Source organism: Cellulomonas algicola, from assembly GCF_019024305.1.
GTDB classification, from domain to species: Bacteria; Actinomycetota; Actinomycetes; order Actinomycetales; family Cellulomonadaceae; genus Cellulomonas; species Cellulomonas algicola.
Map to the genome: position 1 here is coordinate 118874 of NZ_JAHKSJ010000011.1, position 23843 is coordinate 142716.

Here is a 23843-nt window from a genome sequence, read left to right on the forward strand (position 1 = left end):
CGGGGCTGTGCGCCGGCGGCCCGGCCGCGCCTGACCGGGGCCGGCCGGGTCCGCTCCTCGCGGGGCCCGGCCGGCCGGTGGATCAGTTGAGCGTGTCCTCGAGGAGCTTGTCCGCGTCCGCCGCGGCCTGCTCGACGGGGGTGCCCGTGGCGATCTGCTGGAAGAAGTCCTCCAGGATGCGGTCGCCCTCGACGTCGGCCCACTTCTCGGCGGCCGGCGTCAGCTTGGCGTTGATCGCGGCCGAGACCGCGGCCTGGGCGTAGACGTCGTCACCCATCGACGACGTGTACTCGGTGTTGCCCGGGATGAGGCCGTTCTGGCCGAGCATCTGCTGGAACTCGGGCGAGTAGATGATGCGGATGAGGTTCTTCGCGAGCTCCTGGTTCTTGGACTTCGCGGCGACCGCGATGTTGGAACCACCCGCGAAGGCCGTGGCGAACTCGCCCTTGGTGGTGCCGGGCATCGCGAAGATGCCGGTGTGCTCCTCGTTGCAGGCCTGCTGCTCACCGCGCAGCGCCTTGGCCTCGTCGGAGGTGTCGTCGGGGTCGACGCCCTTGTTGCACTGCGGCAGGTCGATGCTCCAGCGCGCCCACGTCGGCGCGGAGAACATCGCGGCCTGGCCCGCGTTGAACGGGACCCACGGCTCGTTCGAGTCGGCGTCGGCCGGCGCGTTGGTCGCGTTCGCGAACAGGTCGGCGACCTGCTCGAGACCCTCGACCGACTTCGGGTCGGACAGCGCGCCCTCCCACTGGTCACCGTCCTGCACCGCGAAGTCGCCTCCCGCGGTGTAGAGCCAGGTCGCGCCGTTGTACCAGTCCTGGCCGGGGAACCAGAAGCCGGAGACCGCGTCGGACTGCAGCTTCTTGGCGGTCTCGTTGAACTCGGCGAGGGTGGTCGGCACCTCGACGCCGGCCGCCGCGAACATGTCCTTGTTGTAGAACACGGCACGGGCGCCCGAGTAGTACGGCAGCGCGTAGTTCTTGCCGTCGACCATGCCCGCGTCGACGAAGCCCTGGAGCAGCTTCGCGTCGCCGACCTCGGTGTACAGGTCGCTGATGTCCGAGAACGCGCCCGCGTAGGTGAACGTCGCGGACTGGGTGTTGCCGATCTCGACGACGTCCGGGGTCTGCTCCTCGGAGGCGAGCGCGGTCTGGAGGCGCGGCACGAGGCCGCTCCAGTCCTGCTCCTCGATGACGAGCTTCGAGCCGGGGTTCTCCTTCTCGAACGTCGTCACGAGGTACTCGCGGAGCGCGTCACCGGTGTCGGTGCCGTTGAGCCACAGCTTGATCGTGGCCGGCTCCGGGGTGCCGTTGCCGGTCGCGTCGTCGTCCGAGCCTCCGTCACCCTGGCTGCACGCCGTCAGGGTGAGCGCGGCTGCCACGCCGACGGCCGCGAAACGTAGCATCTTCACGTTGGGGTTCCTCCCGTGAGCGAGGCGAGCGCCGAACGGCGTCGCCGGGGTGGTGATTCCGACTGCAACGGGTCGGCTCGGGGTCGTCACGTGACCCCGAGCTGACCTGACAGGACGAGGACCGTCGCGCCGGCGAGGGTCCCGTCCTCGTCGAGTGAGCCCATCCGCAGCGCCAGCCCGTCGCCGATGACAGGCATGGTGCGGGTGCGGAGGGTGGCGAGCGCCGACTCGCGGAGAGGGCCGTCCAGCAGCTCCGAGGGGCCGGAGAGCAGGACCTCCGCGAGGTCGAGCGCGCTGACGACGGGTGCGAGGGCGATGCCCAGCAGCCGTCCGACCGACGCCAGCTCGGCGTCGGAGTCCTGGGGGTCGCGTCCTGCGGTGCGGCGGCGCAGCGCGGGGACGGAGAGCACGGTCTCGAGGCAGCCCTCGCGGCCGCACGCGCACGGCGCGGGCCGCTCGGGGGTGTCGCCGTCGAGGACCGTGACGTGGCCGATCTCGCCCGCGGCGTGGTGCCGCCCGAGCACGAGGGCGCCGTCGACGACGATGCCTGCGCCGACGCCCTGCCCGACGGTCACGACGATCGTGCCCTTGCCGCTCGCGTCGCCGTACGTGAACTCGGCGAGCGCGCGCGTGTTGGCGTCGTTCGCGACGTGCACGGGGACGCCGAGCGAGTCGGTGAGGCGCGCGGCGAGCGGCACGCCGTACCAGCCCCGGTTGGGCGCCTGGACGACGACGCCCGCGGGGTCGATGACACCGGGCGACGCGATGCCGACGCCGATGACGGTCCGCTGCGCGGCACCGAGCAGGTCGCGGCACAGCGCGTCGAGCAGCTGGACCGCGTCCTCCCCCGTGCGACCGTCGAGCGGCACGGAGCGCCGGGCGACGACGGAGCCGTCGAGGTTCATGACCGCGCCGTGGAGGCGGGCGTCGTCGGTCAGGTCGACGGCGACGACCTGGTACGCCTCGGTGCGCATCCCGACGAGCGTCGCGGGCTTGCCCACCTTGCCCTCGGCGCGGACCCCGAGCTCCTCGACGAGGCCCTCCGCGATGAGCTCCGCGACGAGGCCCGAGACGGTGACCCGGGTGAGCCCCGTGCTCCGCGCGAGGTCGGCACGCGACGACGGGCCGACGTGGAAGAGGTGCGCGAGCACCATCGACCGGTTGTGCGCGCGACCGTGCTCGGGCAGCGCCTTGGCCGTGGGACGCAGCGCGCGTCCGACGGGCCGGGCGGTCCCGCTGCCGGCTGCCGAGCCGGGCGTGGTGGTCGTCGTCACGTTTGTTAGTAGAGCGTCCTTACTAATCTCGGTCAAGTGTCCATCTGTGACCGTGACCACATCGTGACCGACCGTTCACACGGCCGACGCGCGGTCGTCCTGCGCGACACGCGGGCGACATCTGCCGAGGTGGGAGCGTGTCCAGACCGTCCGACGTGCGACGACGCCACGATCGTGCTGGCCGCTGATCGGAACACCGCGGCGCCGTCCCACGTTGGACGACGCATGGAGCTCGGCCTGTACACGTTCGGTGACATTCACCCCGACCCGACGTCTGGCGCGACGGTCTCCCCCGCGCAGCGGCTGCGGGAGATCCTCGAGCGCATCCGCCTGGCCGAGGACGTCGGCCTCGACTACGTCGGCATCGGCGAGCACCACCGCCCCGACTACGCGATCTCCTCCCCCGCGACCGTGGTCGCCGCCGCGCTCGCGCAGACGTCGCGGATCACCGTCGGCTCCGCCGTCACCGTGCTGTCCACCGAGGACCCCGTCCGCGTGCACCAGCAGTTCTCGACCATGGACCTCTACTCCGGCGGCCGCGTCGAGCTGCTCGCCGGACGCGGCTCGTTCATCGAGTCCTACCCGCTGTTCGGTGCGTCCCTCGACGACTACGACGCGCTCTTCGACGAGAAGATCGGCCTCCTCCTGCGCCTCGACGAGGCCGAGCGCACCACCTGGACGGGCCGGTTCCGCGCGCCGCTCGACGACGCCCTCGTGCTGCCCCGCCCGCTCGACAAGCCCGGGCTCGGCCCGCACCTGCGCCTCGCGATCGCGACCGGCGGCAACCCTCGCTCGTCGGCGCGCGCGGGCACGCTCGGCCTGCCCGTCTCCTACGCGATCATCGGCGGCCAGCCCGCGTCGTTCGCGCCGCTCGTCGACCTCTACCGCGAGTCCTACGCCGCCTCGACGCGGCCCGGGCGCCCCGAGCAGCCGTTCGTCTCCGTCGCCGGCATGGGCTTCGTCGCCGACGACCCGCGCGCCGCGCGCGACTTCTTCTACCCGTACTGGCACGACTCCCTGCGCCGGATCGCGTCCGAGCGCGGGTTCGCGCAGCCCAACCGGATCGCGTTCGAGTCGCAGGCCGCGCGCGGCGGCGCCTACTTCGTCGGGCACCCCGAGGAGGTCGCCGAGCGGATCGTCGCGCTGCACGGCGTGCTGCACCACGACCGGCAGGCGTTCCAGATGGACCTGTCGGGCGTGCCGCACGCCGAGTCGATGCACGCGATCGAGCTGCTCGGCACGCGCGTCGCGCCGCTGGTCCGGGACGCACTCGGCTGACGGCGTCGAACGGCTGGTCCGCGGACGCGCTGGGCTGACGGCGTCGAACGTCAGCACGGCGCGGCGGGCAGGACGGTGCGGAGGTCAGGACCGCCCCGCGGTCAGGACCGCGCGCGCAGCGGCGTCGCCGGGCGGTCGACGAGCGTCCAGGTCACGGCAGCCAGGACGACGGCCACGAGCAGGACGGACGGCCAGGCACCGAGGTGCGGTGCGAGCAGGTGCGAGACGACGAAGCAGAGAGCCGCGACGACGAGCACCGCGACGGTCCGCACCGGGCCGGCGGGGCGCCACGACCGCACCGCGCACCATGCGCCCCCGGCCAGGAGCACCGCCCCGCCGAGCGCCCGCACGTCGGTCGCCTGCGCGACCGCGAACCCGACGACGAGCGTGAGCGCGGCGATCAGCGCGGTGGGGATCCGGTGCACCGGCTCACCCTACGTCGCACGCCCGGAGGGGCCGTCAGCCCGTCGCCCAGCGCATCTCGACGCGGCGGTTGCGGGCCATCGCCTCCAGGTCGGGCGTCGTGCCGGCGTACTCCGACGCGAGCGGCTCGCTCGACCCGGCACCGCCGACTGCGAGGACGAGGTCGGGCCGCGACGACCGCAGGACCGCCGCGACGGCCTCCGCGCGGGCGCTCGACAGCGGCAGGTTGATCGCGTCGCCGCCGCGCGAGTCGGTATGCCCGACGACCGACACCTCGGCGCCCTGCGGCACCTGCTGCGCCTGGTGCTCGACGGCGGCCAGCGCGGCGGGGTCGAGGTCGGCGCTGCCGAACGCGAACAGCACGTCCGACCCGATCGTCAGCACCGTCGTGGTGCCCTCCTGCTGGGGCGGCTCGACGGCTTCGACGGACCCGTCGGTCGAGTAGCGGTCGATCGACTTCTCGATCTTCGCCGTCGACGGCTCGGGGGCGTCCGACCGGTCGACGTACCCCGCGGGGACGACCACCAGCGGGAGCGCGAGGGCCGCCGCGACGGCGAGGTGCACCGTGCTCACGACGCCACCGGGATCGCGGGCAGCTCGACCGACCACTCGTCGATCGTGAACGTGATCTCGTCGACGTCGTCCTCGGGCGCCGCGTACACGAACCACGACTCCAGCGGCTCGCCGTCGCGCGTGACGGCGTCGTCGTTGGTCAGCCAGTCCTGGACTCCCTCGCCCTCGACCACGGAGTAGCGCTTGAGGTTCTGCCGGTCCAGGAGCACCGGGTGCACGAAGAAGAAGTCGTTCATCTCCGACAGCGAGACCTCGTCGTCGGCGTTCGTCAGGTGCGGCGTGAAGGCCACGCGCAGCGTCATCGTCGAGCCGTTGCCGTCGAGGGTGAGCGAGCGCACCGCGACGTCGACCGTCCCGATGCCCTTCGGGAGCGTCGCCTCCGCCTCCGCGACGGTCGTCTCGTCGCCGCCGGTGCCGCCCGCGTCCGCCGACGCGCTCGGGGACGCGGCCGTCGGGCTCGGGTCGGGGTCCGACCCGCCCGTGCAGGCGGCCAGCGGGGCGGCGAGCACGAGGAGAGCGGCGAGCGTCGCACGACGGCGCGCCAGCAGGGTCCGGGTTGTCCGAGGCATCCCGCGATCATGCCCGATCCGTCTGGTTCCCTCGCGGCCGTCCCACCGGCCGCACGGCCCGCTCACCCGGACGGAGGCCGCGACGGTACCCGGTCGGACCAGCGCGAGGACCGACGGACGTCCTGTGCGGGCGGGTCGCCGCCCGGGCTAGGTTGGGACGGCCAGCGCGGTCGCGCACCCATCACCCGCTCCGAGAGGGAGACCCGTGTCCTCGCACCCCATCGACGCCACCAGCACGAGCGCGTGGCAGGACCTGTCCGCGCACGAGGCCGAGCTGCACGCCGACCTGCGCGGCTGGTTCGCCACGGACCCGGCCCGCGCGGAGCGCCTGTCGTTCCCGCTCGCCGACCTGCACGTCGACCTGTCGAAGAACCTCGTGACCGACGAGACGCTCGCGCTGCTCGTGCGGCTCGCCGAGGAGGTCGGGCTCGCCGACCGGGTGCAGGCGCAGCTCCGCGGTGACCACATCAACGTCACCGAGGACCGCGCGGTGCTGCACACGGCCCTGCGCCGGCCCGCGGGTGCGTCGCCCGCGCTGGTCGTCGACGGGCAGGACGTCGACGCCGACGTGCAGGCCGAGCTCACGAAGATGTCCGCGTTCGCCGACCGGGTGCGGTCGGGCGCGTGGACGGGCGTCACCGGCGAGCGGGTGCGCACGGTCGTCAACATCGGCATCGGCGGCTCGGACCTCGGCCCGGTCATGGCGTACGAGGCGCTCAAGCCGTACGTGCAGGACGGCCTCGAGGTGCGGTTCGTGTCGAACATCGACCCGACCGACCTGGCCGAGAAGGTCAAGGGCCTCGATCCGCGCACGACCCTCTTCATCGTCGCGTCGAAGACGTTCGGGACGCTCGAGACGCTGACGAACGCGCGACTGGCGCGCGACTGGCTGTGGCGCGAGCTCGGCACCGAGGACACCGACGAGGCGCGCAACGCAGCCGTCGCGCAGCACTTCGTGGCGGTGTCGACCGCGCTCGACAAGGTCGCAGCGTTCGGCATCGACCCCGCGAACGCGTTCGGGTTCTGGGACTGGGTCGGCGGCCGCTACTCGGTCGACTCCGTGATCGGCACGTCGCTCGCGATCGCGATCGGCCCCGACGCGTTCCGCGACTTCCTCGCGGGCTTCCACGCCGTCGACACCCACGTCGCGACGACGCCCTTCGCGCAGAACGTGCCCGTCCTCATGGGTCTGCTCAACGTCTGGTACGTCAACTTCCTCGGCGCGCACACGCACGCGGTCCTCCCCTACGCGCAGTACCTGCACCGCTTCCCGGCATACCTGCAGCAGCTGACGATGGAGTCGAACGGCAAGTCGGTCCGCTGGGACGGCACCCCGGTGTCGACGCAGACCGGCGAGGTGTTCTGGGGCGAGCCCGGCACCAACGGCCAGCACGCGTTCTACCAGCTCATCCACCAGGGCACGCGCCTGATCCCGTCGGACTTCATCGCGGTCGCGAACCCCGCGCACCCGCTCAAGGACGGCGAGACCGACGTGCACGGGCTGTTCCTCGCGAACTTCTTCGCGCAGACGAAGGCCCTCGCGTTCGGCAAGACCGCCGACGAGGTGCGCGCCGAGGGCACCGCTGAGGACATCGTCCCCGCGCGCGTGTTCTCCGGGAACCGGCCGACGACGTCGATCCTCGCGCCGTCGCTCACGCCGTCGGTGCTGGGTCAGCTCATCGCGCTGTACGAGCACATCACGTTCGTGCAGGGCGTCGTGTGGGGCATCGACTCGTTCGACCAGTGGGGCGTCGAGCTCGGCAAGAAGCTCGCGCTCGAGATCGCGCCCGCGGTCGAGGGCGACGCGTCCGCGCTCGACGCGCAGGACCCGTCGACGAAGGCGCTCATCGCGAAGTACCTGGAGCTGCGGGGCTGACCCCGCCGTCTGCCCAGTGGGCGCCGTCCGGATCGCCGGGCGGCGCCCACTGCGCACGGTGAGCGATATCCGCCCAGGTCAGCAGTGGTGCGCACGGCACCGGAAGTGGGCGCGGCACAGCCCGTGACGCAGTCGGGGGCGGTATCGAAAGTCTGGACCGGTAGAGCCATGAGAAACGTCTCATAGCGCTCCCGCTGGGCGATTTGCGGTGGTTGGGTGTCCCAGCAACCGCTTTCCCCCATCGGAGGTCGTTCATGACATCCCGTCCCACGCGCCGCGCCCGCCAGGCCGTCGCACTCGCCGTCGCCGGCGTGCTCGCCACCGCGACCGCCCTCGCCGTCGCTCCCGCCGCCTCCGCGGCGACGCCCGACGGCAGCGCGACGTACGTGCTCGTCAGCCGCAAGAGCGGCAAGGTCGTCGACGTGCAGGGCGCCTCGACGTCCGACGGTGCCGCGGCCGTGACCGCGAACCGCACGGACGCGGCCTCGCAGCAGTGGCAGTTCGTGTCCGTCGGCAGCGGTTACTACGAGCTGCACAACCGCGCGTCCGGCAAGGTGCTGGCCGTCGCGTCCGCGAGCACGTCCGACGGCGCCGCGCTCGTGCAGGCGACCGACCAGAGCAGCTGGTCGCAGCAGTTCTCGCTCGTCGACCAGAGCGACTACGTGCGCCTGGTCAACCGGAACTCGGGCAAGGTCGTGTCGATCGCCGGCGCCTCGACGTCCGCCGGTGCGGCCGTCGTGCAGCTCACCGACGGCAAGTCGTACCACCAGCAGTGGCAGCTGGTGAAGGTCGGCTCGGGCAGCACGCCGACCGCGACGTCGACGCCCAAGCCGACGGCCACGTCGACGTCCACCCCGAAGCCCACGGCGACCGCGACGTCGACCCCCAAGCCGACGACCACGTCCAACCCCGGCTCGTTCCCGTCGTGGCCGACGGCGACGGGCGAGAAGAAGGTCTCGTCGACCATCTCCGTGAGCGGCACGCTCGACGGCGGGCTCGTCCGCTACTACGGCATCTCGTCCGGCGGGCAGAGCGAGTCGCAGCCGCCCATGTTCCTGCTGTCCGACGGTGCCGTCCTCAAGAACGTCATCCTCGGCTCGGGTGCGGGCGACGGTGTCCACTGCACCGGCACGTGCACGCTCGAGAACGTGTGGTGGGAGGACGTCGAGGAGGACGCCGCGACGTTCAAGGGCACCTCGTCGTCGCAGGTCATGACCGTGAACGGCGGCGGCGCGCGCTCGGCGTCGGACAAGGTCTTCCAGCACAACGGCCCCGGCACGTTCGTCATCAAGAACGTCCAGGTCTCCGACTTCGGCAAGCTCTACCGCTCGTGCGGCAACTGCTCCAAGCAGTACGCCCGCACGGTCGTGGTGCAGAACGTGCAGGTGACCGCGCCCGGCAAGTCGCTGGTCGGGATCAACTCCAACCTGGGCGACAAGGCGACGATCAGCGGCGTCACGATCATCAACGACTCGTCGAAGAAGATCGCGATCTGCGAGGAGTACAAGGGGGTGACCTCGGGCGAGCCGAGCAAGGTCTCGTCCGGGCCGTCCGCGGCGTGCGGGTACTCGACTTCGTCGATCACCTACCGCTGAGCCGTCCCGGCGCGGACCGGTGACCGGTCCCGCCTGACGTCCCGCACCACCGACGGCACCGTCCCACGCTCCCGGGACGGTGCCGTCGGTCGTCGACGGTCCGTCGTCACCCGCCCGACGCAGGCGGGGCCGTGCCGGCGGGCGTCGCCGCGGTCAGCGGGCGAAGCGCTCCGCGCGCTCGACGACGCGGCCCCGGTGCGCGGCCTCGTCCCACGTGTAGACCGTGCGGCCGTCGATGAGCACGTGCTCCGCGCGGGCGTGCACGTCGAGCGGGTCGCCCGACCACACGACCACGTCGCCGTCGCGGCCCGGCTCGAGCGCGCCGACGCGGCCGTCGAGCCCGAAGAACGACGCGGGGTTCGTCGTGAGCGCCTCGAGCGCGGTCTGCCGCGGCAGGCCCTCCTTGACCGCGAGCGTCGCCTGGTGCACGAGGAAGTTGATCGGCACGACGGGGTGGTCGGTCGTGATCGCGACGCGCACGCCCGCGGCCGCGATGGCCGCGAGGTTCTCGATCGCGCGGTCGCGCAGCTCGACCTTGGAGCGGCTCGTGAACATGGGGCCGAAGATCACCGGCACGTCGCGCTCCGCGAGCACGTCGGCGATCTTGTGCGCCTCGGTGCCGTGGTTCACGACCAGCCGGTAGCCGAACTCGTCCGCGAGGCGCAGCGCGGTCGCGATGTCGTCGTGCCGGTGCGTGTGCTGGTCCCACACGAGCTCGCCGTCGAGCACGCGCGCCAGGGTCTCGAGCGCGAGGTCGGCGGCGAACGGCTCGCCCTTGGTCGCCGCCGCGGCCCGCGCGGCCGCGTAGTGCCGGGCCTTCGTGAACGCCTCGCGGATGACCAGCGCCGTGCCGAGGCGCGTCGACGGGAGCTGCTTGCGCTCGCCGTACACGCGCTTCGGGTTCTCCCCCAGCGCCGACTTCACGCTCACCGACGCCGAGATCACCTGCTCGTCGACCGTGCGGCCGCCCCACGTCTTCATCGCGACCGACTGGCCGCCGATCGGGTTGCCCGAACCGGGCTTCACGACGACCGCCGTGATGCCGCCGACGAGGGCGTCGCGGAAGCCCTCGTCCTCGATGTTCACGGCGTCGACCGCCCGGACGCCTGCGGTGTTGGGCGTGACCATCTCGTTGGTGTCGTTGCCGGCGGTTCCCTCGCCCTCCTCGTGGAGGCCGACGTGCGCGTGCCCGTCGATGAACCCGGGCAGGACCCAGCGCCCGGTCGCGTCGATCACGCGCGTCCCCTCGGGCACCTCGACGTCCGCGCCGACCGCGGCGATCCGGCCGTCGACCACGAGCACCGTGCCGCCCTCGACCGGCGGCCCCGACACCGGCACGACGTAGCCACCGGTGATCGCGACGGTGCGGTCCGGACGCTGGGCAGGGGACGGCGACGAGGTGCTGGTGGTCATGTCGTCCACCGTACGTCGCCGCCGCCCGACGCCTCGGGTCGGGTGGCGGCGGGCCCGGCGCCGGCCCGGGGGTGCGCCGGCGCCGGGTGTCAGGGGGCGGTGACGACGAGCCGGCCGGACGCGCCGGACTCGGCGTCGCTCATCGCGTGCGACACGAACGGGTAGGTGCCGGGCTGCGGGATCGTCAGCTCGACGAAGCCGCCCTCGGCGGGCGCGAGAGACAGCACCTGGGCGCCGCCCGTGCCCGTCGAGCCGCCGTCGCGCAGCACCCAGTCGCCCTCGCGGTACAGCGTGTCGAGCTGCGCCCCGACGACGTGGAACGCCGACGACAGGTTCGGTCCCGCGTCGAGGACCCAGAAGCGCAGGCGCTCCCCCGCGGTCACCTCCAGCGGGCGGTCGCGGTACTGGTGCGCGTAGCCGTTGAGGACGACGAGGTCGGGCACGCGCGTCGCGATGCGCGCCGGGTCCGCGACGCCGCCCTGCGGCCCGAGGTAGAGCTCCGACTGCACGACGACGTACTCGTGGTCGACCGGCGGCAGCCCCGGCGGGTCGATCACGACCGCGCCGAACATGCCGTTCGCGATGTGCAGGCTCATCGGCATCGTCGAGCAGTGGTACATCCAGATCCCGCTGCGCGTCGCCGTGAAGGAGAACGTGAGGGACGTCCCCGGTGCGATCGTGCGCATGGTGTCGTCCGGCACGAGCTCGCCCGCGTGGAAGTCGATCGAGTGGCCGATCGACCCGTCGTTGACGAGCGTGATCTCGAACCGGTCGCCGACCTGGCCGCGCAGCACCGGCCCGGGCGCGGCGCCGTCGAACGTCCACAGCGTCTGCGTCACGCCCGGGGCGACCTCGCGCTCGACCTCGCGGACCGTGAGCGTGCGGCGGTGCGTGCGGCCGGCGGCCTCCGACGGCGGTGCCGCGGCGTCGCGCGCGACGAAGCCGTCGTCCGGTGCGGCCATCAGGTCCAGGTCGTCCGCCGCCGACGGGCCTGTCGCGGTGCCGTCCGGTGCGCCGTGCCCCGGGTGCTCGGCGTGCGCGGTGCCCGTCGGGTCGACGCCGCTGCCCTCGCCGTGCGCGCCGTCCGCCCCGTCCGCCGTCACCGGCCCGCCGACCGCGACGACGTCGAGCGTCATGCCCATGTACCGGTGCCCGGCGACCGCGCACCACGCGTCGACGGACCGCCCGACCACGCCGACGTCGAGCGTCGCGGACTGCCCCGGCGTGACCCGCCCCGTCGTCGCCCCCGTCGCGAGCGTGAGGTCGTGCACGTCGTCGTCCGCGTTGACGAGCTCGATCACGAGCCGGTCGCCGGCGGGTACCTCGATGCGGTCGGGCGAGAAGCGCATGTCGCGCGCCTCGACCTGGACGGTCGTGGTGCGCCCCGTGGGCGCGACGCCGTCCGCGCCGGCGGCGGACACGAGGCCGATCCCCGCCGCGGGCGGGTCGACGGCCACACCGACCGCGACGACGAGCGCGAGCACCCCGACACCGACAGCCGCAGCGCCGGACCGGTGATGCTGTGACCCGACCGTCGTGCGCGTCGCACCCCGGGCGGACCCCGACGCGGCAGCGCGAGGGCTCGGACCGTCGGTGGGGCGCGGCTCGGTCGCGGCGGACGTCGCGCCTGCGCCCGGTCGCGACACCGGCGAGGGCGGCGCGGCACGTCGGGCGACGAGCGCAGCCCGCACGGCGAGCACGAGGAACGTCGCGAGCGCGCCGAGCACGACGAACGAGCACACGACCCGGACGGCGGCCGGCACGGGAGCGACGTAGACGAGCAGCCCGCCGTTGACCAGCACCAGCCGGACGAGCGCGCCGCGGTCGAGCTCGGCGGCGGTCGCGCGGGCCGTCGACGGGCCGCCGCCGAGGACGACGGACAGCAGGTAGGACAGCGACCCGACGAGCACCTGGGCGGCGAACCCGACCGCGAAGGGCGCGACGAGCACCTTGACGTCGTCGACCGCAGCGGCCCACGACGGCGCGGTCGCGACGACGACGCCGTACGCGAGCGTGCAGCCCACGAGCCACAGCACCGCGGCCCCGACGGTCCACGCCGCGTACGTGCGGGGGACGGCCGTGCGCGCCTGGTCGGCCATGGACCGCGCGATGACGGCGCAGCCCGCGACGACGACGAGACAGCCGACGCCGACGAGCGGGCGCCACCCGGTCGCGGACCCGGCACCGACGACCGCGAGCCCGGCGAGCACGACGGGCAGCGCGCGCGGCGCCGCCTTCTCCGCGCGCTCGTCGATCCGGGCGTGCAGGACCGTCGGCCACAGCACGACGAGCGTGCCGAGCACCGTCAGCCCGACCCAGCCGAGCAGGTTGAGCGCGACGTGCGCGACGTACGCGCGGCCGTGCGCCTCGTCGGACAGGTCGCCGCGCGCCATGAGCACGCCCAGCGTGACGCCGACCGGGAGCAGCGCGCTCGCCGCGACGTAGTACCGGACCATCGGCCCGAACCGCGACGGCAGCGCACCGCGGCCCTGCCGCGCGAGGACGACGACGTGCGCGACCGCGCCGGCCGCGACGAGCACGCCGCCCGCGACGACCAGCGCCCAGACGGACGCGAGCAGCCCGGCGACGACGAGGACCGCGCCGAGCGTGTGGGCCGCCAGCCGGGCGGTGTGGCCGCGGCGGCCGCCGGGCGCAGGTCGGCGCAGCAGCGTGTCGGCGAAGTGCTGGCTCCACACCAGGATCGCGGTGCTCACGGCGCCGAGGAGCAGCAGGTGCACCATGAGCCACGGCGCCGCCGGGACGTTCCGGTGCACGAGCGTCGCGGCGACGGCCGCGACGAGCCACGCACCCACGAGCGCGTTGGCCCGCAGGTGCCACGACGCCCGGGTCACGCGGTCACCTCCGCGGGGTCGGGCCGGCCGGGGGCGCCCGCCTGCGCGCGCTGCCTCGCGGCGGGCGGGCGGGACGGCGCGCGATCGTCGCCCGGGATCTCGTCCGCACCGGTCGCGGTGGTCGGGAGCCCCGTCGCCGGGTCAGCGGTGACGGCGACGGGGCGGTCGGGGTGGCCGTCGACGGTCGCCGGACCGGGTCGGGGCCGGCGGGCCGCGCGGGCGGACAGCGCCGCGACGACCGGGAACGCGAGGACGGCGAGGATGTTGCCGACGCCGCCGACCTGCACGACGACCGGCAGGTCGCGCGCGTCCCCGACGGCGACCCGCAGCACGAGCGTGAGGTGCAGCGCGACGAGCGGTCCGTACATCAGCGGCCGGTACGGCAGCGGGCGGCGCAGCACGGCGGGCAGGATCACGGGCGCGTGCGCCATGACCATCGAGATCACGAACCCGAGGAACACGGCGTGCAGCACCGCGTCGTACCCCGGTCCGGCGAGCTGCGGGCCGCCGACGAGCCACAGCGCGCCCGCGACCGCGAGCCAGGCGTACCCGGCGAGCATCGCGACGGCCATGAACCGCGGCAGCCCGGTGGCCCGCACGGTCCGGCGCGCGACGTCGTACCGGACGAGGAAGAGGACGAGCACGAGCAGCACGACGCCGAGGGCGGCGTACCCGACGGACGGCCACAGCAGCGCGAGCGCGGCGGCGACGGGGAACGCGAGGGACGCCCCGACGACGCCGCGCTCCGCGACGGGCGGCGGTGCCGCGACGCGCATGAGCTCGAGCCGCTCGCCCGCGACGGTCAGCACCAGGAAACCCACCCACCACGGGACGAGGCGCGGGACGGGCACGTCGCCGAGCCACAGCACGGCCGAGCCGACCGCCATCAGCGCGCCGAGGCCCTGCACGGCGACCGCGGCCGCGGCCTGGCGCCGCCACACCGCGCCGTACAGGCCGACGAGCGCGACGGCCCCGCCGAGCTGCGCGACCCGCCCGGCCACGAGCGGCAGCGGCGACAGCAGCAGGAGCCCGCCGAGACCCAGCAGCGCGGGCGCGGCGTAGCCGAGCAGCCGACCGACGGCGACCGCGCGCTCGAGCGCGACGAGCGCACCGACGAAGCCGAGCACCATGAGCGCGCCGTGCACGTCGGGCAACCGCTGCGTCGTGACGGGTGCCGGGAGCCCGAGCAGGACGAGCGCGGCGTCGAGCCCCGCGAGCAGGGCGACCGCGACGGGGACCATGAGGGCGGTCCGTCCGCGCAGGCCAGGAGTATTCACGGCTCGACCGTAGATTTGCGCCCCTGGCCTGCGGATGGGACGGAGGTCCCGAGCCGCGCACGTCACTCCACCTCGATGATCGGCGCATGTCCCGACGCACCGCAGCGGCCCGCACGCTGGGCTCGGGCAGCCGCGTCGACCTGCTGCACCTGCTGCAGAGCGGCGGCCCGCAGACGGTCGGCGAGCTCGCCGACCGGACCGGCCTGCACGAGAACACCGCACGCGAGCACCTCCAGCGCCTGGTGCTCGACGGGTTCGTGCACCGCGAACCCGAGGTCCGCACGACACGCGGGCGCCCGCGGATCGTCTACCGCGCCGTGACGTCGCAGGACGTGCGGACCGACCCCGTCGCCGCGCGCCGGCTGGAGGACGCGATCGCGGGCGCCGCGCTGAGCCGCGTGCTGCTGCAGGGCTACGGCACGCCCGTCGAGTCCGTCCCGGAGACCGCGCGTGCTGCGGGCCGCGAGCTCGCCGCCCGCGCCGTGACCGCGCTGCACACGCCGACGCCGCGCTCGTCGCCCGACGCGCCGCCCGAGCAGCGGCAGCTCGACGCGCTCACCGCGCACCTCGACCGGTTGGGGTTCGACCCCGACCTCGAGGACGAGCCGTTGCGGTTCCACCTGTGGCGCTGCCCGTTCCTCGACCTCGCCCGCGAGCGCCCGGACATCGTGTGCAGCGTGCACCTGGGCCTCGCGCAGGGCGTGCTCGACGCCGTCGGCGGCCCGGTCGAGGCGGCCGAGCTGCACCCGTTCGTCGAGCCCCACCACTGCGTCCTGACCCTCCGGTCCGCCGCCTCCTGACGACCTGAGCGCCGGGCGGTTTTCCACGGCACTCGCGGTGGAGCGGCCCGCCGGGGAGCCGCGATGCTCACGCCGAGGGGACCGGCACCGGTCCTCGGCGCCACACCCCGGCGCACGCACGAGGAGGACCCGATGGCGGCAACGACGGCACTCGCGCCCGACCTGGCGAACTGGAACCCCGAGGACGAGTCCACGTGGGACAAGAAGCTCGCGTGGCGCACGCTCTGGATCACGACGTACAACCTGACCCTCGCGTTCTGCGTCTGGTACCTCGTGAGCGCGATCGCGCCCCGGCTCAACGTCATCGGGTACGACCTGTCGAAGGAGCAGCTGTACTGGCTGGTCGCGATCCCGGGCCTCGCGGGCGGCCTGTTCCGGATGGCGTACACGTTCCTGCCGCCGATGCTGGGGACGCGCACGCTGGTCGGCGGGACGGCGACGCTCATGCTGCTGCCGATGGCGGGCTGGACGATGGCGGTCCGCGACCCGTCCACGCCGTACGCGGTGCTGCTGCTGCTCGCCGTCGCGGCGGGCCTGGGAGGCGGAGCTTTCGCCGGGTTCATGCCGTCGACGAGCTACTTCTTCCCGAAGCGGATGGCCGGCACCGCGCTGGGCCTGCAGGCGGGGCTGGGCAACTTCGGCGTGAGCCTCATCCAGTTCCTCGTGCCGTGGGTCATCGGGTTCGGCCTGCTCGGCACGGCCGTCCTGACGCCGCAGCAGAAGGCCGACGGCGGCGGTCAGCTGTGGCTGCACAACGCGGGCCTCGTCCTGGTGCCGTGGGTGCTGCTCGGCATCGGGCTCGCGGCGCTGTACCTCAAGCGCGTGCCGGTGACGGCGAACATCCGCGAGCAGGCGGACATCTTCCGCGACAGGCACACGTGGTTCATGACCGCGATCTACGTCATGACGTTCGGCGCGTTCTCCGGGTTCGCCGCGCAGCTCGGCCTGCTCACGCTCAACCTGTTCGGCGGGTTCGAGAACGCGCCCGACCCGCTGAAGTTCGCGTTCCTCGGCCCGCTGCTCGGCTCGATCACGCGCGCCGCGTGGGGTCCGCTGTGCGACCGGTTCGGCGGTGCGGTGTGGACGCTCGTCTCCGGCCTCGGCATGACCGTCAGCACCGTCTTCACGCTGTTCTTCCTGCGCCCGACGGACACGGCCTCGTTCGGCTGGTTCCTCGCCGGGATGCTGCTGATCTTCACGTTCGCGGGCATCGGCAACGCGGGCACGTTCAAGCAGATGCCGATGATCTTCGACCGCCGGCGTGCGGGCGGCGTCATCGGGTTCACGTCCGCGTGCGCAGCGTTCGGCCCGTTCCTCGTCGGCATGGCGCTGTCCGCCTGGTCGCCCACGGCGTTCTTCGTCGGGTGCGCCGTCTACTTCGCCGCCTGCACCGCCCTCACGTGGGTGCAGTACGCGCGTCCCGGCGCCCCGCGCCCCAGCTGACCCGGTCCGCCCTCTTCCCCCCGGAGGTCTCCGTGCCCGCACGTCACCAGCCCGCCGCCCCCGCGTCGTCCCCGCCCGGGACCGACCACCCGGCCGTCGACGCGCTCCTGCGCCTCGGCTCGCGCCTGCGGCCCGGCACGGTGTCGCCGGACCTGCGCAGCCTGTTCCTGGAGGGCGGCCGGAAGGGCGACGCGTTCTACCGGGACCGCTGGTCGCACGACAAGGTGGTGCGGTCGACGCACGGCGTGAACTGCACGGGGTCGTGCTCGTGGCAGGTGTACGTCAAGGACGGCATCATCACGTGGGAGACGCAGCAGACGGACTACCCGACGGTCGGCCCGGACTCCCCCGAGTACGAGCCGCGGGGGTGCCCGCGGGGCGCGTCGTTCTCCTGGTACACGTACTCGCCGACGCGCGTCCGGTATCCCTATGTGCGCGGCGTGCTGCTGCGGGCGTACCGCGAGGCCAAGGCGCGGACGGGCGACCCGGTCGCCGCGTGGGCGGAGGTCACGTCGGACCCGGAGACGGCGCGCGCGTACAAGTCGGCGCGCGGCAAGGGCGGGCTGGTCCGGGCGACGTGGGACGAGGCGTCGGAGATCGTCGCGGCCGCGCACGTGCACACCATCGCCGAGTACGGACCGGACCGCGTCGCGGGCTTCTCCCCCATCCCCGCGATGTCGATGGTGTCGCACGGGTCGGGCGCGCGGTTCGTCTCGATGCTCGGCGGGACCATGCTGTCGTTCTACGACTGGTACGCCGACCTGCCCGTCGCGTCGCCGCAGGTGTTCGGCGACCAGACGGACGTGCCCGAGTCCGCGGACTGGTGGAACGCGTCGTACCTCGTCATGTGGGGCTCCAACGTCCCGGTGACGCGCACGCCGGACGCGCACTTCCTCGCCGAGGCGCGCTACCGCGGGCAGAAGGTCGTCGCGGTCTCCCCCGACTACGCGGCGAACACCAAGCTCGCCGACGAGTGGCTGGCCCCGCACCCGGGCACGGACGGCGCGCTCGCGTTCGCGATGGGGCACGTCGTGCTGCGCGAGTTCCTCGTCGAGAAGCGCACCGCGCGGTTCGTCGACTACCTGCAGACGTTCACCGACGCGCCGCACCTCGTCACGCTCAAGCAGCGCGGCGACGCGTGGGTGCCGGACAAGTTCCTCACGGCCGACGCGCTGGGTGACGCCGCGGGTGCCGACGCCGCTGCCCGGGACGCCGCGTTCATGACCGTCGTGCTCGACGCCGCCGGCACCCCGCACGTGCCGAACGGCTCGCTGGGGCGCCGGTTCGACCCCGCGCAGGCGGGCCGCTGGAACCTCGACCTCGGCGGGGTCGAGCCCGTGCTGTCCGTCCGCGACCTCGACGCGGCCGCGGGCGGGGCCCCCGAGGCCGTCGCCGTCGACCTCCCCCGCTTCGACCTCGCCCCCGAGGCGGGTGCCGAGCACCAGGGGGGTGCGGGCGTCGTGCGCCGCGGCGTCCCCGTGACGCGGGTCGGCGGCCGCGTCGTCACGACCGTGTTCGACCTGCTCCTCGCGCAGTACGGCGTCGGCCGTGACGGCCTTCCGGGCGAGTGGCCGACCGGCTACGACGACGCGTCCACGCCCGGCACGCCCGCGTGGCAGGAGGAGATCACGTCCGTGCCCGCGGCGACGGCGGCGCGGATCGGGCGCGAGCTCGCGCAGAACGCCGAGGACTCGGGCGGCCGCTCGATGATCCTCATGGGCGCGGGCACCAACCACTGGTTCCACTCGGACACGATCTACCGCACGTTCCTCGCGCTCATGTCGATGACCGGCTGCCAGGGCGTCAACGGCGGCGGCTGGGCGCACTACGTCGGCCAGGAGAAGTGCCGACCCGTCACGGGCTGGGCGCAGTACGCGTTCGGGCTCGACTGGGTGCGGCCGCCGCGGCAGATGATCGGCACCGCGTTCTGGTACCTCGCGACGGACCAGTGGCGCTACGACGGGCTGCCCGCCGACGCGCTCGCGTCGCCGCTGGCCGAGGGCCGGTTCGCGGGCCGCACGACCGCCGACTGCCTGGTGGAGAGCGCGCAGCGCGGCTGGATGCCGTCCTACCCGACGTTCGACCGCAACCCGCTGGACCTCGTCGACGAGGCGCGCGCCGCCGGGGTGGACCCGGCGCAGCACGTGGTCGACGAGCTCGAGGCCGGTCGGCTGCGCTACGCGTGCGAGGACCCCGACGACCCCGCGAACTTCCCGCGCGTGCTCACCGTGTGGCGTGCCAACCTGCTGGGCTCGTCGGGCAAGGGCAACGAGTACTTCCTGCGGCACCTGCTCGGCACGGACTCCGCGGTGCGCGCGCCCGAGTCCGAGCCCGGGCGGCGACCGGAGTCGATGACGTGGCGGGACGAGGCACCGCGCGGCAAGCTCGACCTGCTCGTCACGAGCGACTTCCGGATGACGTCGACGACGCTGTTCAGCGACGTCGTGCTGCCCGCGGCGACCTGGTACGAGAAGCACGACCTGTCGACGACCGACATGCACCCCTACGTGCACTCGTTCAACCCGGCGATCGCGCCGCCGTGGCAGACGCGCACGGACTTCGACGTCTTCCACACCCTCGCCCGCGCGTTCCAGGACCTTGCCGCCGACCGGCTCGGCACGCGCGAGGACCTCGTCGCCGTGCCGCTGCTGCACGACACCCCCGACGAGCTCGCGACGCCGCACGGCGCGGTGCCCGACGCGGTGGGCCGCGTGCCGGGCGTCTCGATGCCGAGGCTCGTCGTCGTCGAGCGCGACTACGCGACGATCGCCGACCGGTGGGCCGCGCTCGGGCCGCTCACGGCGAAGGCCGGCATGGTGACGAAGGGCGTCGCGTTCTCCCCCGACGTCGAGGTCGCCGAGCTCGGCCGCGTCAACGGCACCGTCCGGGACGGCGTCGCCGCCGGGCAGCCGCGCCTCGACGACGCCAAGCACGTGTGCGAGGCGATCCTCGCGCTGTCCGGCACGACGAACGGCCGGCTCGCGGTGCAGGGCTTCGAGCGCGTCGAGAAGCGCACCGGCACCGAGCTCGCGTCGCTGGCCCGCGACCACGAGGGCAAACGGATCACGTTCGCCGACGTGCAGGCGCGGCCCGTGCCCGTCGTGACGTCGCCCGAGTGGTCGGGGTCGGAGCACGGCGGCCGGCGGTACTCGGCGTTCACGATCAACGTCGAGCACCTCAAGCCGTGGCACACGCTCACGGGCCGCCAGCACTTCTTCCTCGACCACGACTGGATGAGCGAGCTCGGCGAGAACCTGCCCGTCTACCGGCCGCCGCTCGACCTGCACCGGCTGTTCGGCGACGCGCGCCCGGGCTCGACCGCCGCGTCGGGAGCTCCGGGTTCCGACGGGCACGCCGAGGTCGCCGTCCGCTACCTGACGCCGCACTCCAAGTGGTCCATCCACTCGGAGTACCAGGACAACCTCCACATGCTCACGCTGTCGCGCGGCGGCCCGACGATCTGGATGTCGCCGCAGGACGCCGCGACCATCGGCGTCACCGACAACGAGTGGGTCGAGGCGTACAACCGCAACGGCGTCGTGGTCGCGCGCGCGGTGGTCTCGCACCGCATGCCCGCCGGGACGGTGTTCATGTACCACGCGAAGGACCGCACGGTGGACGTGCCCCGGTCGGAGACGTCGGGCCTGCGCGGTGGCATCCACAACTCGCTGACCCGTGTGCTGCTCAAGCCGAGCCACCTGGTCGGCGGGTACGCGCAGCTGTCGTTCGCGTTCAACTACCTCGGTCCGACGGGCAACCAGCGCGACGAGGTCACGACCATCCGCCGCCGGTCGCAGGAGGTGACGTACTGATGGGCTCCGTCGGGACGCGCGGGGGGTGGCTGCGGTGAAGGTCATGGCGCAGATGGCGATGGTCATGAACCTCGACAAGTGCATCGGGTGCCACACGTGCTCGGTGACCTGCAAGCAGGCGTGGACGAACCGCGCGGGCGTCGAGTACGTGTGGTTCAACAACGTCGAGACGCGGCCCGGCCAGGGCTACCCGCGCACGTACGAGGACCAGGACCGCTGGGGCGGCGGTTGGACGCGGAACAAGCGCGGCCGGCTGCGCCTGCGCTCGGGCGGTCGGTTCACCACGCTGTCGCACCTCTTCGCCAACCCCCGGCTCCCCGAGGTGAGCGACTACTACGAGCCGTGGACCTACGACTACGACGTCCTGCTCTCGGCGCCCCAGGGCGAGCACACGCCCGTCGCCCGGCCGAAGTCCCTGCTGACCGGCGAGGACACGAAGATCACGTGGTCGGCGAACTGGGACGACGACCTCGGCGGGTCGGCCGCGACGATGCAGAAGGACCCGGTCCTGGCGCAGATGAGCGACCGCGTGAAGGCCGAGCTCGAGCAGGCGTTCATGTTCTACCTGCCGCGCATCTGCGAGCACTGCCTCAACCCGTCGTGCGTCGCGTCGTGCCCGTCGGGCGCGATGTACAAGCGCGCGGAGGACGGCATCGTGCTGGTCGACCAGGACGCGTGCCGCGGCTGGCGCATGTGCGTGTCGGGCTGCCCGTACAAGAAGGTCTACTTCAACCACGTCACGGGCAAGGCCGAGAAGTGCACGCTGTGCTACCCGCGCCTCGAGGTCGGGCTGCCGACCGTCTGCTCGGAGACGTGCGTCGGCCGGCTGCGCTACCTCGGCCTCGTGCTCTACGACGCCGACCGTGTGCTGCAGGCCGCGTCGGTCGAGGACCCGCACGAGCTCCTCGCCGCACAGCGCTCGGTGCTGCTCGACCCGTCCGACCCCGCGGTGATGGCCGCCGCCGAGCGCGACGGCGTGCCGCACGACTGGGTCCTCGCCGCGCAGCGCTCGCCCGTGTGGGCGCTGATCTCACGGTTCGAGGTCGCGCTGCCGCTGCACCCCGAGTACCGGACGCTGCCGATGGTCTGGTACGTCCCGCCGCTGTCGCCCGTCGTCGACGTCGTGTCGGGCTCCGGCAACGACGGCGAGGACGCGCGCACGCTGTTCGCCGCGATCGACCGGCTGCGCATCCCCGTCGAGTACCTCGCCGGGCTGTTCACCGCGGGCGACACCCGCCCCGTCACCGCCGTCCTGCGCCGCCTCGCGGCGATGCGGGCGCACATGCGCAACGTCAACCTCGGCGTCGAGCAGGACCCACGCATCGCGGCGACCGTCGGCATGACCGGCGACGAGGTCGAGGCGATGTACCGGCTGCTCGCGATCGCGAAGTACGAGGACCGCTACGTCGTCCCGCCCGCCCACGCGGAGTCGGCCCGGGCGCTCGACGAGATCGCGGAGGGCGGGCTCGGGTGCTCGCTCGACGGCGCGGGCGGTCCCGGCATGGGCGGACCGCGAGCGCGCGGCGAGCGTCCGGCTGCGCTCGCCCGACCGGCGGTGGGCGTCGAGTCGTTCCACCCGGCGGCTCCGGCGTCCGCGTCCGACCGGCCGACGCGCGTCAACCTGCTGAACTGGGGCGGCGACAAGGGCGACGCGGGACTCTTCCCACCCACGAAGGGTCAGCCCGGCTACGGCGACGGCCCGACGGGGGCGCACGCATGAGCCGCCGCACGCTGCCGTTCCTCGACCCCGTGCGCGTCACGACCGGTGAGCGCGCGGTCGCGCACCTCGCCGCCGCGATGCTGCTCGACTACCCGACCGAGCACGTGCGCGCCCACCACGACCTGCTGCGCTCGACCGTGGCCGGGCTCCCGCACGGTGTCGCCCACGCGTTCCGCGTGCACCTCGACGCCGTCGCCGCGATGGACCTCGCCGAGCAGCAGGGGCACTACGTCGCGACGTTCGACCTGCGGCGACGCTGCGCGCTCTACCTGTCGTACTACTCGGCGGGCGACACGCGCCGTCGCGGCATGGCGCTCGTGACGTTCCGCGAGGCGTACCGCGCGTGCGGGTTCGAGGCGAGCGACGACGAGCTGCCCGACTTCCTGCCCGCGGTCCTGGAGCTGTCCGCACGGGCTCCCGGTCCCGTCGTCGACGCGCTGCTCGGCACGCACCGCGAGGGCCTCGAGCTCCTGCGGTCCGCGCTGCACGACGCCCGCAGCCCGTACGCGCACGTGCTCGACGCGGTGTGCCGCACGCTGCCCGCCGTCGACGCCGCGACCGCCGAGCGGTTCGCCGACCTCGTCGCGTCCGGCCCGCCCGGCGAGACCGTCGGGTTGTCCGCGCCCCTGCTCCCCTTCCCGACCGTGCGCCCGACGGAGGTGCCCGCATGACGTCCACCGCCGTGCTGCTGTGGGTCGTGGTCCCGTACGTCGCCGCGACCGTGTTCGTGGTCGGGCACGTGTGGCGGTACCGGCACGACCAGTTCGGCTGGACGACGCGGTCGTCGCAGGTGCACGAGAGCCGCCTGCTGCGCATCGGGTCGCCGATGTTCCACGTCGGGATCCTCATGGTGATCGGCGGGCACGTCGTCGGGCTGCTCGTCCCACGCGCCTGGCTGGAGGCGGTGGGCATCCACGAGCACGCGTACCACCTGGTCGCGACGTGGGCGGGCAGCATCGCGGCCGTGCTGACGATCGCCGGGCTCGCGATCCTCGTCTACCGGCGTCGCGTCGTCGCCGCCGTCCGCCGGGCCACCACGACCTCCGACAAGGTCATGTACGTCGTCCTCGCGGTGACGCTGTTCTGCGGCACCGCCGCGACCGTCCTGTTCCAGGTCCTCGGCGGCGGCTACGACTACCGCGGCTCGATCGCGCCGTGGATCCGCGGGCTGATGTCGCTGCGCCCCGACGCGTCGCTGATGGCCGACGTGCCCGGGATGTTCCAGGCGCACGTGCTCTCGGCCATGGTCCTGTTCGCGATCTGGCCGTTCACGCGGCTCGTGCACGTGCTGTCCGCGCCCGTCGGCTACCTGGTCCGCCCGTACGTCGTCTACCGCACCCGCGACGCCCAGCGTGGGACGCGTGTCACACGCCCCGGCTGGGAACGGGCCGAACGTCCCAGGGCTCCGGCCGAGCACCGATGACACGCTGACGACGGCCGTCCGGGACGACGTCCGCGCGACGCGGTCAGCCGCTTCGCCGCACCACCCCGACGACCTGCACCACCCCGTCCGACCTCGGACGACGC

The 23843-nt window shown here is 73.6% G+C and carries 17 protein-coding genes; 9 read left to right on the forward strand and 8 right to left on the reverse strand.

All coding sequences use genetic code 11. The features are described 5' to 3' along the window. Window positions 1-82: 82 nt before the first annotated feature. On the reverse strand, window positions 83-1405 hold the full coding sequence (locus tag KOV94_RS10025) for an extracellular solute-binding protein (RefSeq protein ID WP_225916457.1): 1323 nt from the start codon (window positions 1403-1405) through the stop codon (window positions 83-85). Between the two features lie 92 nt (window positions 1406-1497). Continuing rightward, on the reverse strand, window positions 1498-2685 hold the full coding sequence (locus KOV94_RS10030; RefSeq protein WP_124343339.1) for an ROK family transcriptional regulator: 1188 nt from the start codon (window positions 2683-2685) through the stop codon (window positions 1498-1500). A 225-nt stretch (window positions 2686-2910) separates the two neighbouring features. On the opposite strand from KOV94_RS10030, the gene KOV94_RS10035 reads away from it, so the two are divergent. Next, entirely contained in the window at window positions 2911-3963 is a 1053-nt protein-coding gene (locus KOV94_RS10035; protein WP_218051944.1) for an LLM class flavin-dependent oxidoreductase, read from the forward strand. Between the two features lie 101 nt (window positions 3964-4064). Here KOV94_RS10035 and KOV94_RS10040 read toward each other — a convergent pair whose 3' ends face one another. From KOV94_RS10040 to KOV94_RS10050, 3 genes are read right to left on the reverse strand one after another with little or no spacing between them, the layout of a single operon-like run. Next, window positions 4065-4388, reverse strand: a complete 324-nt coding sequence (locus KOV94_RS10040) for a hypothetical protein (protein WP_124343332.1) — start codon at window positions 4386-4388, stop codon at window positions 4065-4067. A 34-nt stretch (window positions 4389-4422) separates the two neighbouring features. Further along, window positions 4423-4959: an OmpA family protein gene (locus KOV94_RS21240; protein ID WP_124343333.1), complete on the reverse strand. Its 537-nt coding sequence runs from the start codon at window positions 4957-4959 to the stop codon at window positions 4423-4425. Beyond that, window positions 4956-5528 carry a hypothetical protein gene (locus tag KOV94_RS10050; protein ID WP_218051945.1) on the reverse strand — a complete coding sequence of 191 codons (573 nt, stop codon included), beginning with the start codon at window positions 5526-5528 and terminating at the stop codon, window positions 4956-4958. The genes KOV94_RS21240 and KOV94_RS10050 overlap by 4 nt, the downstream gene beginning before the upstream one ends. A 205-nt stretch (window positions 5529-5733) precedes the next feature. On the opposite strand from KOV94_RS10050, the gene pgi reads away from it, so the two are divergent. Both pgi and KOV94_RS10060 read left to right on the forward strand, forming a co-directional pair. Then, a complete protein-coding gene (pgi, locus tag KOV94_RS10055) occupies window positions 5734-7404 on the forward strand; it encodes a glucose-6-phosphate isomerase (protein ID WP_124343336.1) in 1671 nt (556 codons plus the stop codon). 254 nt (window positions 7405-7658) lie between these two features. Next, the gene (locus tag KOV94_RS10060; protein ID WP_124343337.1) at window positions 7659-8999 is read left to right on the forward strand and encodes a pectate lyase; all 1341 of its coding nucleotides are present in this window, start codon (window positions 7659-7661) and stop codon (window positions 8997-8999) included. A 153-nt stretch (window positions 9000-9152) separates the two neighbouring features. Here KOV94_RS10060 and KOV94_RS10065 read toward each other — a convergent pair whose 3' ends face one another. The 3 genes from KOV94_RS10065 to KOV94_RS10075 all read right to left on the reverse strand — a co-directional run bounded on the left by KOV94_RS10065 (window position 9153) and on the right by KOV94_RS10075 (window position 14541). Continuing rightward, window positions 9153-10412: an amidohydrolase gene (locus tag KOV94_RS10065; RefSeq protein WP_218051946.1), complete on the reverse strand. Its 1260-nt coding sequence runs from the start codon at window positions 10410-10412 to the stop codon at window positions 9153-9155. Window positions 10413-10501: 89 nt separating this feature from the next. Continuing rightward, on the reverse strand, window positions 10502-13264 hold the full coding sequence (locus tag KOV94_RS10070) for a multicopper oxidase domain-containing protein (RefSeq protein ID WP_218051947.1): 2763 nt from the start codon (window positions 13262-13264) through the stop codon (window positions 10502-10504). Further along, a complete protein-coding gene (locus tag KOV94_RS10075) occupies window positions 13261-14541 on the reverse strand; it encodes a DUF8744 domain-containing protein (RefSeq protein ID WP_235843484.1) in 1281 nt (426 codons plus the stop codon). Before KOV94_RS10075 ends, KOV94_RS10070 begins: the two co-directional genes overlap by 4 nt. 86 nt (window positions 14542-14627) lie before the next feature. On the opposite strand from KOV94_RS10075, the gene KOV94_RS10080 reads away from it, so the two are divergent. From KOV94_RS10080 to narI, 6 genes are all read left to right on the forward strand, one after another. After that, the gene (locus KOV94_RS10080; RefSeq protein ID WP_218051948.1) at window positions 14628-15341 is read left to right on the forward strand and encodes a helix-turn-helix transcriptional regulator; all 714 of its coding nucleotides are present in this window, start codon (window positions 14628-14630) and stop codon (window positions 15339-15341) included. Between the two features lie 132 nt (window positions 15342-15473). Next, window positions 15474-16784 carry an MFS transporter gene (locus tag KOV94_RS10085; RefSeq protein WP_218051949.1) on the forward strand — a complete coding sequence of 437 codons (1311 nt, stop codon included), beginning with the start codon at window positions 15474-15476 and terminating at the stop codon, window positions 16782-16784. A gap of 32 nt (window positions 16785-16816) precedes the next feature. Further along, complete coding sequence (locus tag KOV94_RS10090; RefSeq protein ID WP_218051950.1) at window positions 16817-20596, forward strand: nitrate reductase subunit alpha; 3780 nt, start codon at window positions 16817-16819, stop codon at window positions 20594-20596. Between the two features lie 34 nt (window positions 20597-20630). Further along, window positions 20631-22316 carry a nitrate reductase subunit beta gene (gene narH, locus KOV94_RS10095; protein ID WP_218051951.1) on the forward strand — a complete coding sequence of 562 codons (1686 nt, stop codon included), beginning with the start codon at window positions 20631-20633 and terminating at the stop codon, window positions 22314-22316. Beyond that, window positions 22313-22987, forward strand: coding sequence for a nitrate reductase molybdenum cofactor assembly chaperone (gene narJ, locus KOV94_RS10100; protein ID WP_218051952.1), 675 nt, complete (start codon window positions 22313-22315; stop codon window positions 22985-22987). The genes narH and narJ overlap by 4 nt, the downstream gene beginning before the upstream one ends. Then, on the forward strand, window positions 22984-23739 hold the full coding sequence (gene narI / locus KOV94_RS10105; RefSeq protein WP_218051953.1) for a respiratory nitrate reductase subunit gamma: 756 nt from the start codon (window positions 22984-22986) through the stop codon (window positions 23737-23739). Before narJ ends, narI begins: the two co-directional genes overlap by 4 nt. Window positions 23740-23843 lie beyond the last annotated feature (104 nt).

What these genes read in the sequence shown, in the direction of transcription:
- KOV94_RS10035 (WP_218051944.1), top strand. Translation starts at nt 2,911, where the DNA reads ATGGAGCTCGGCCTGTACACGTTCGGTGACATTCACCCCGACCCGACG.
- narJ (WP_218051952.1), top strand. Translation starts at nt 22,313, where the DNA reads ATGAGCCGCCGCACGCTGCCGTTCCTCGACCCCGTGCGCGTCACGACC.
- KOV94_RS10085 (WP_218051949.1), top strand. Translation starts at nt 15,474, where the DNA reads ATGGCGGCAACGACGGCACTCGCGCCCGACCTGGCGAACTGGAACCCC.
- KOV94_RS10080 (WP_218051948.1), top strand. Translation starts at nt 14,628, where the DNA reads ATGTCCCGACGCACCGCAGCGGCCCGCACGCTGGGCTCGGGCAGCCGC.
- KOV94_RS10050 (WP_218051945.1), bottom strand. Translation starts at nt 5,528, where the DNA reads ATGCCTCGGACAACCCGGACCCTGCTGGCGCGCCGTCGTGCGACGCTC.
- narI (WP_218051953.1), top strand. Translation starts at nt 22,984, where the DNA reads ATGACGTCCACCGCCGTGCTGCTGTGGGTCGTGGTCCCGTACGTCGCC.
- KOV94_RS10025 (WP_225916457.1), bottom strand. Translation starts at nt 1,405, where the DNA reads ATGCTACGTTTCGCGGCCGTCGGCGTGGCAGCCGCGCTCACCCTGACG.
- KOV94_RS10060 (WP_124343337.1), top strand. Translation starts at nt 7,659, where the DNA reads ATGACATCCCGTCCCACGCGCCGCGCCCGCCAGGCCGTCGCACTCGCC.
- KOV94_RS10065 (WP_218051946.1), bottom strand. Translation starts at nt 10,412, where the DNA reads ATGACCACCAGCACCTCGTCGCCGTCCCCTGCCCAGCGTCCGGACCGC.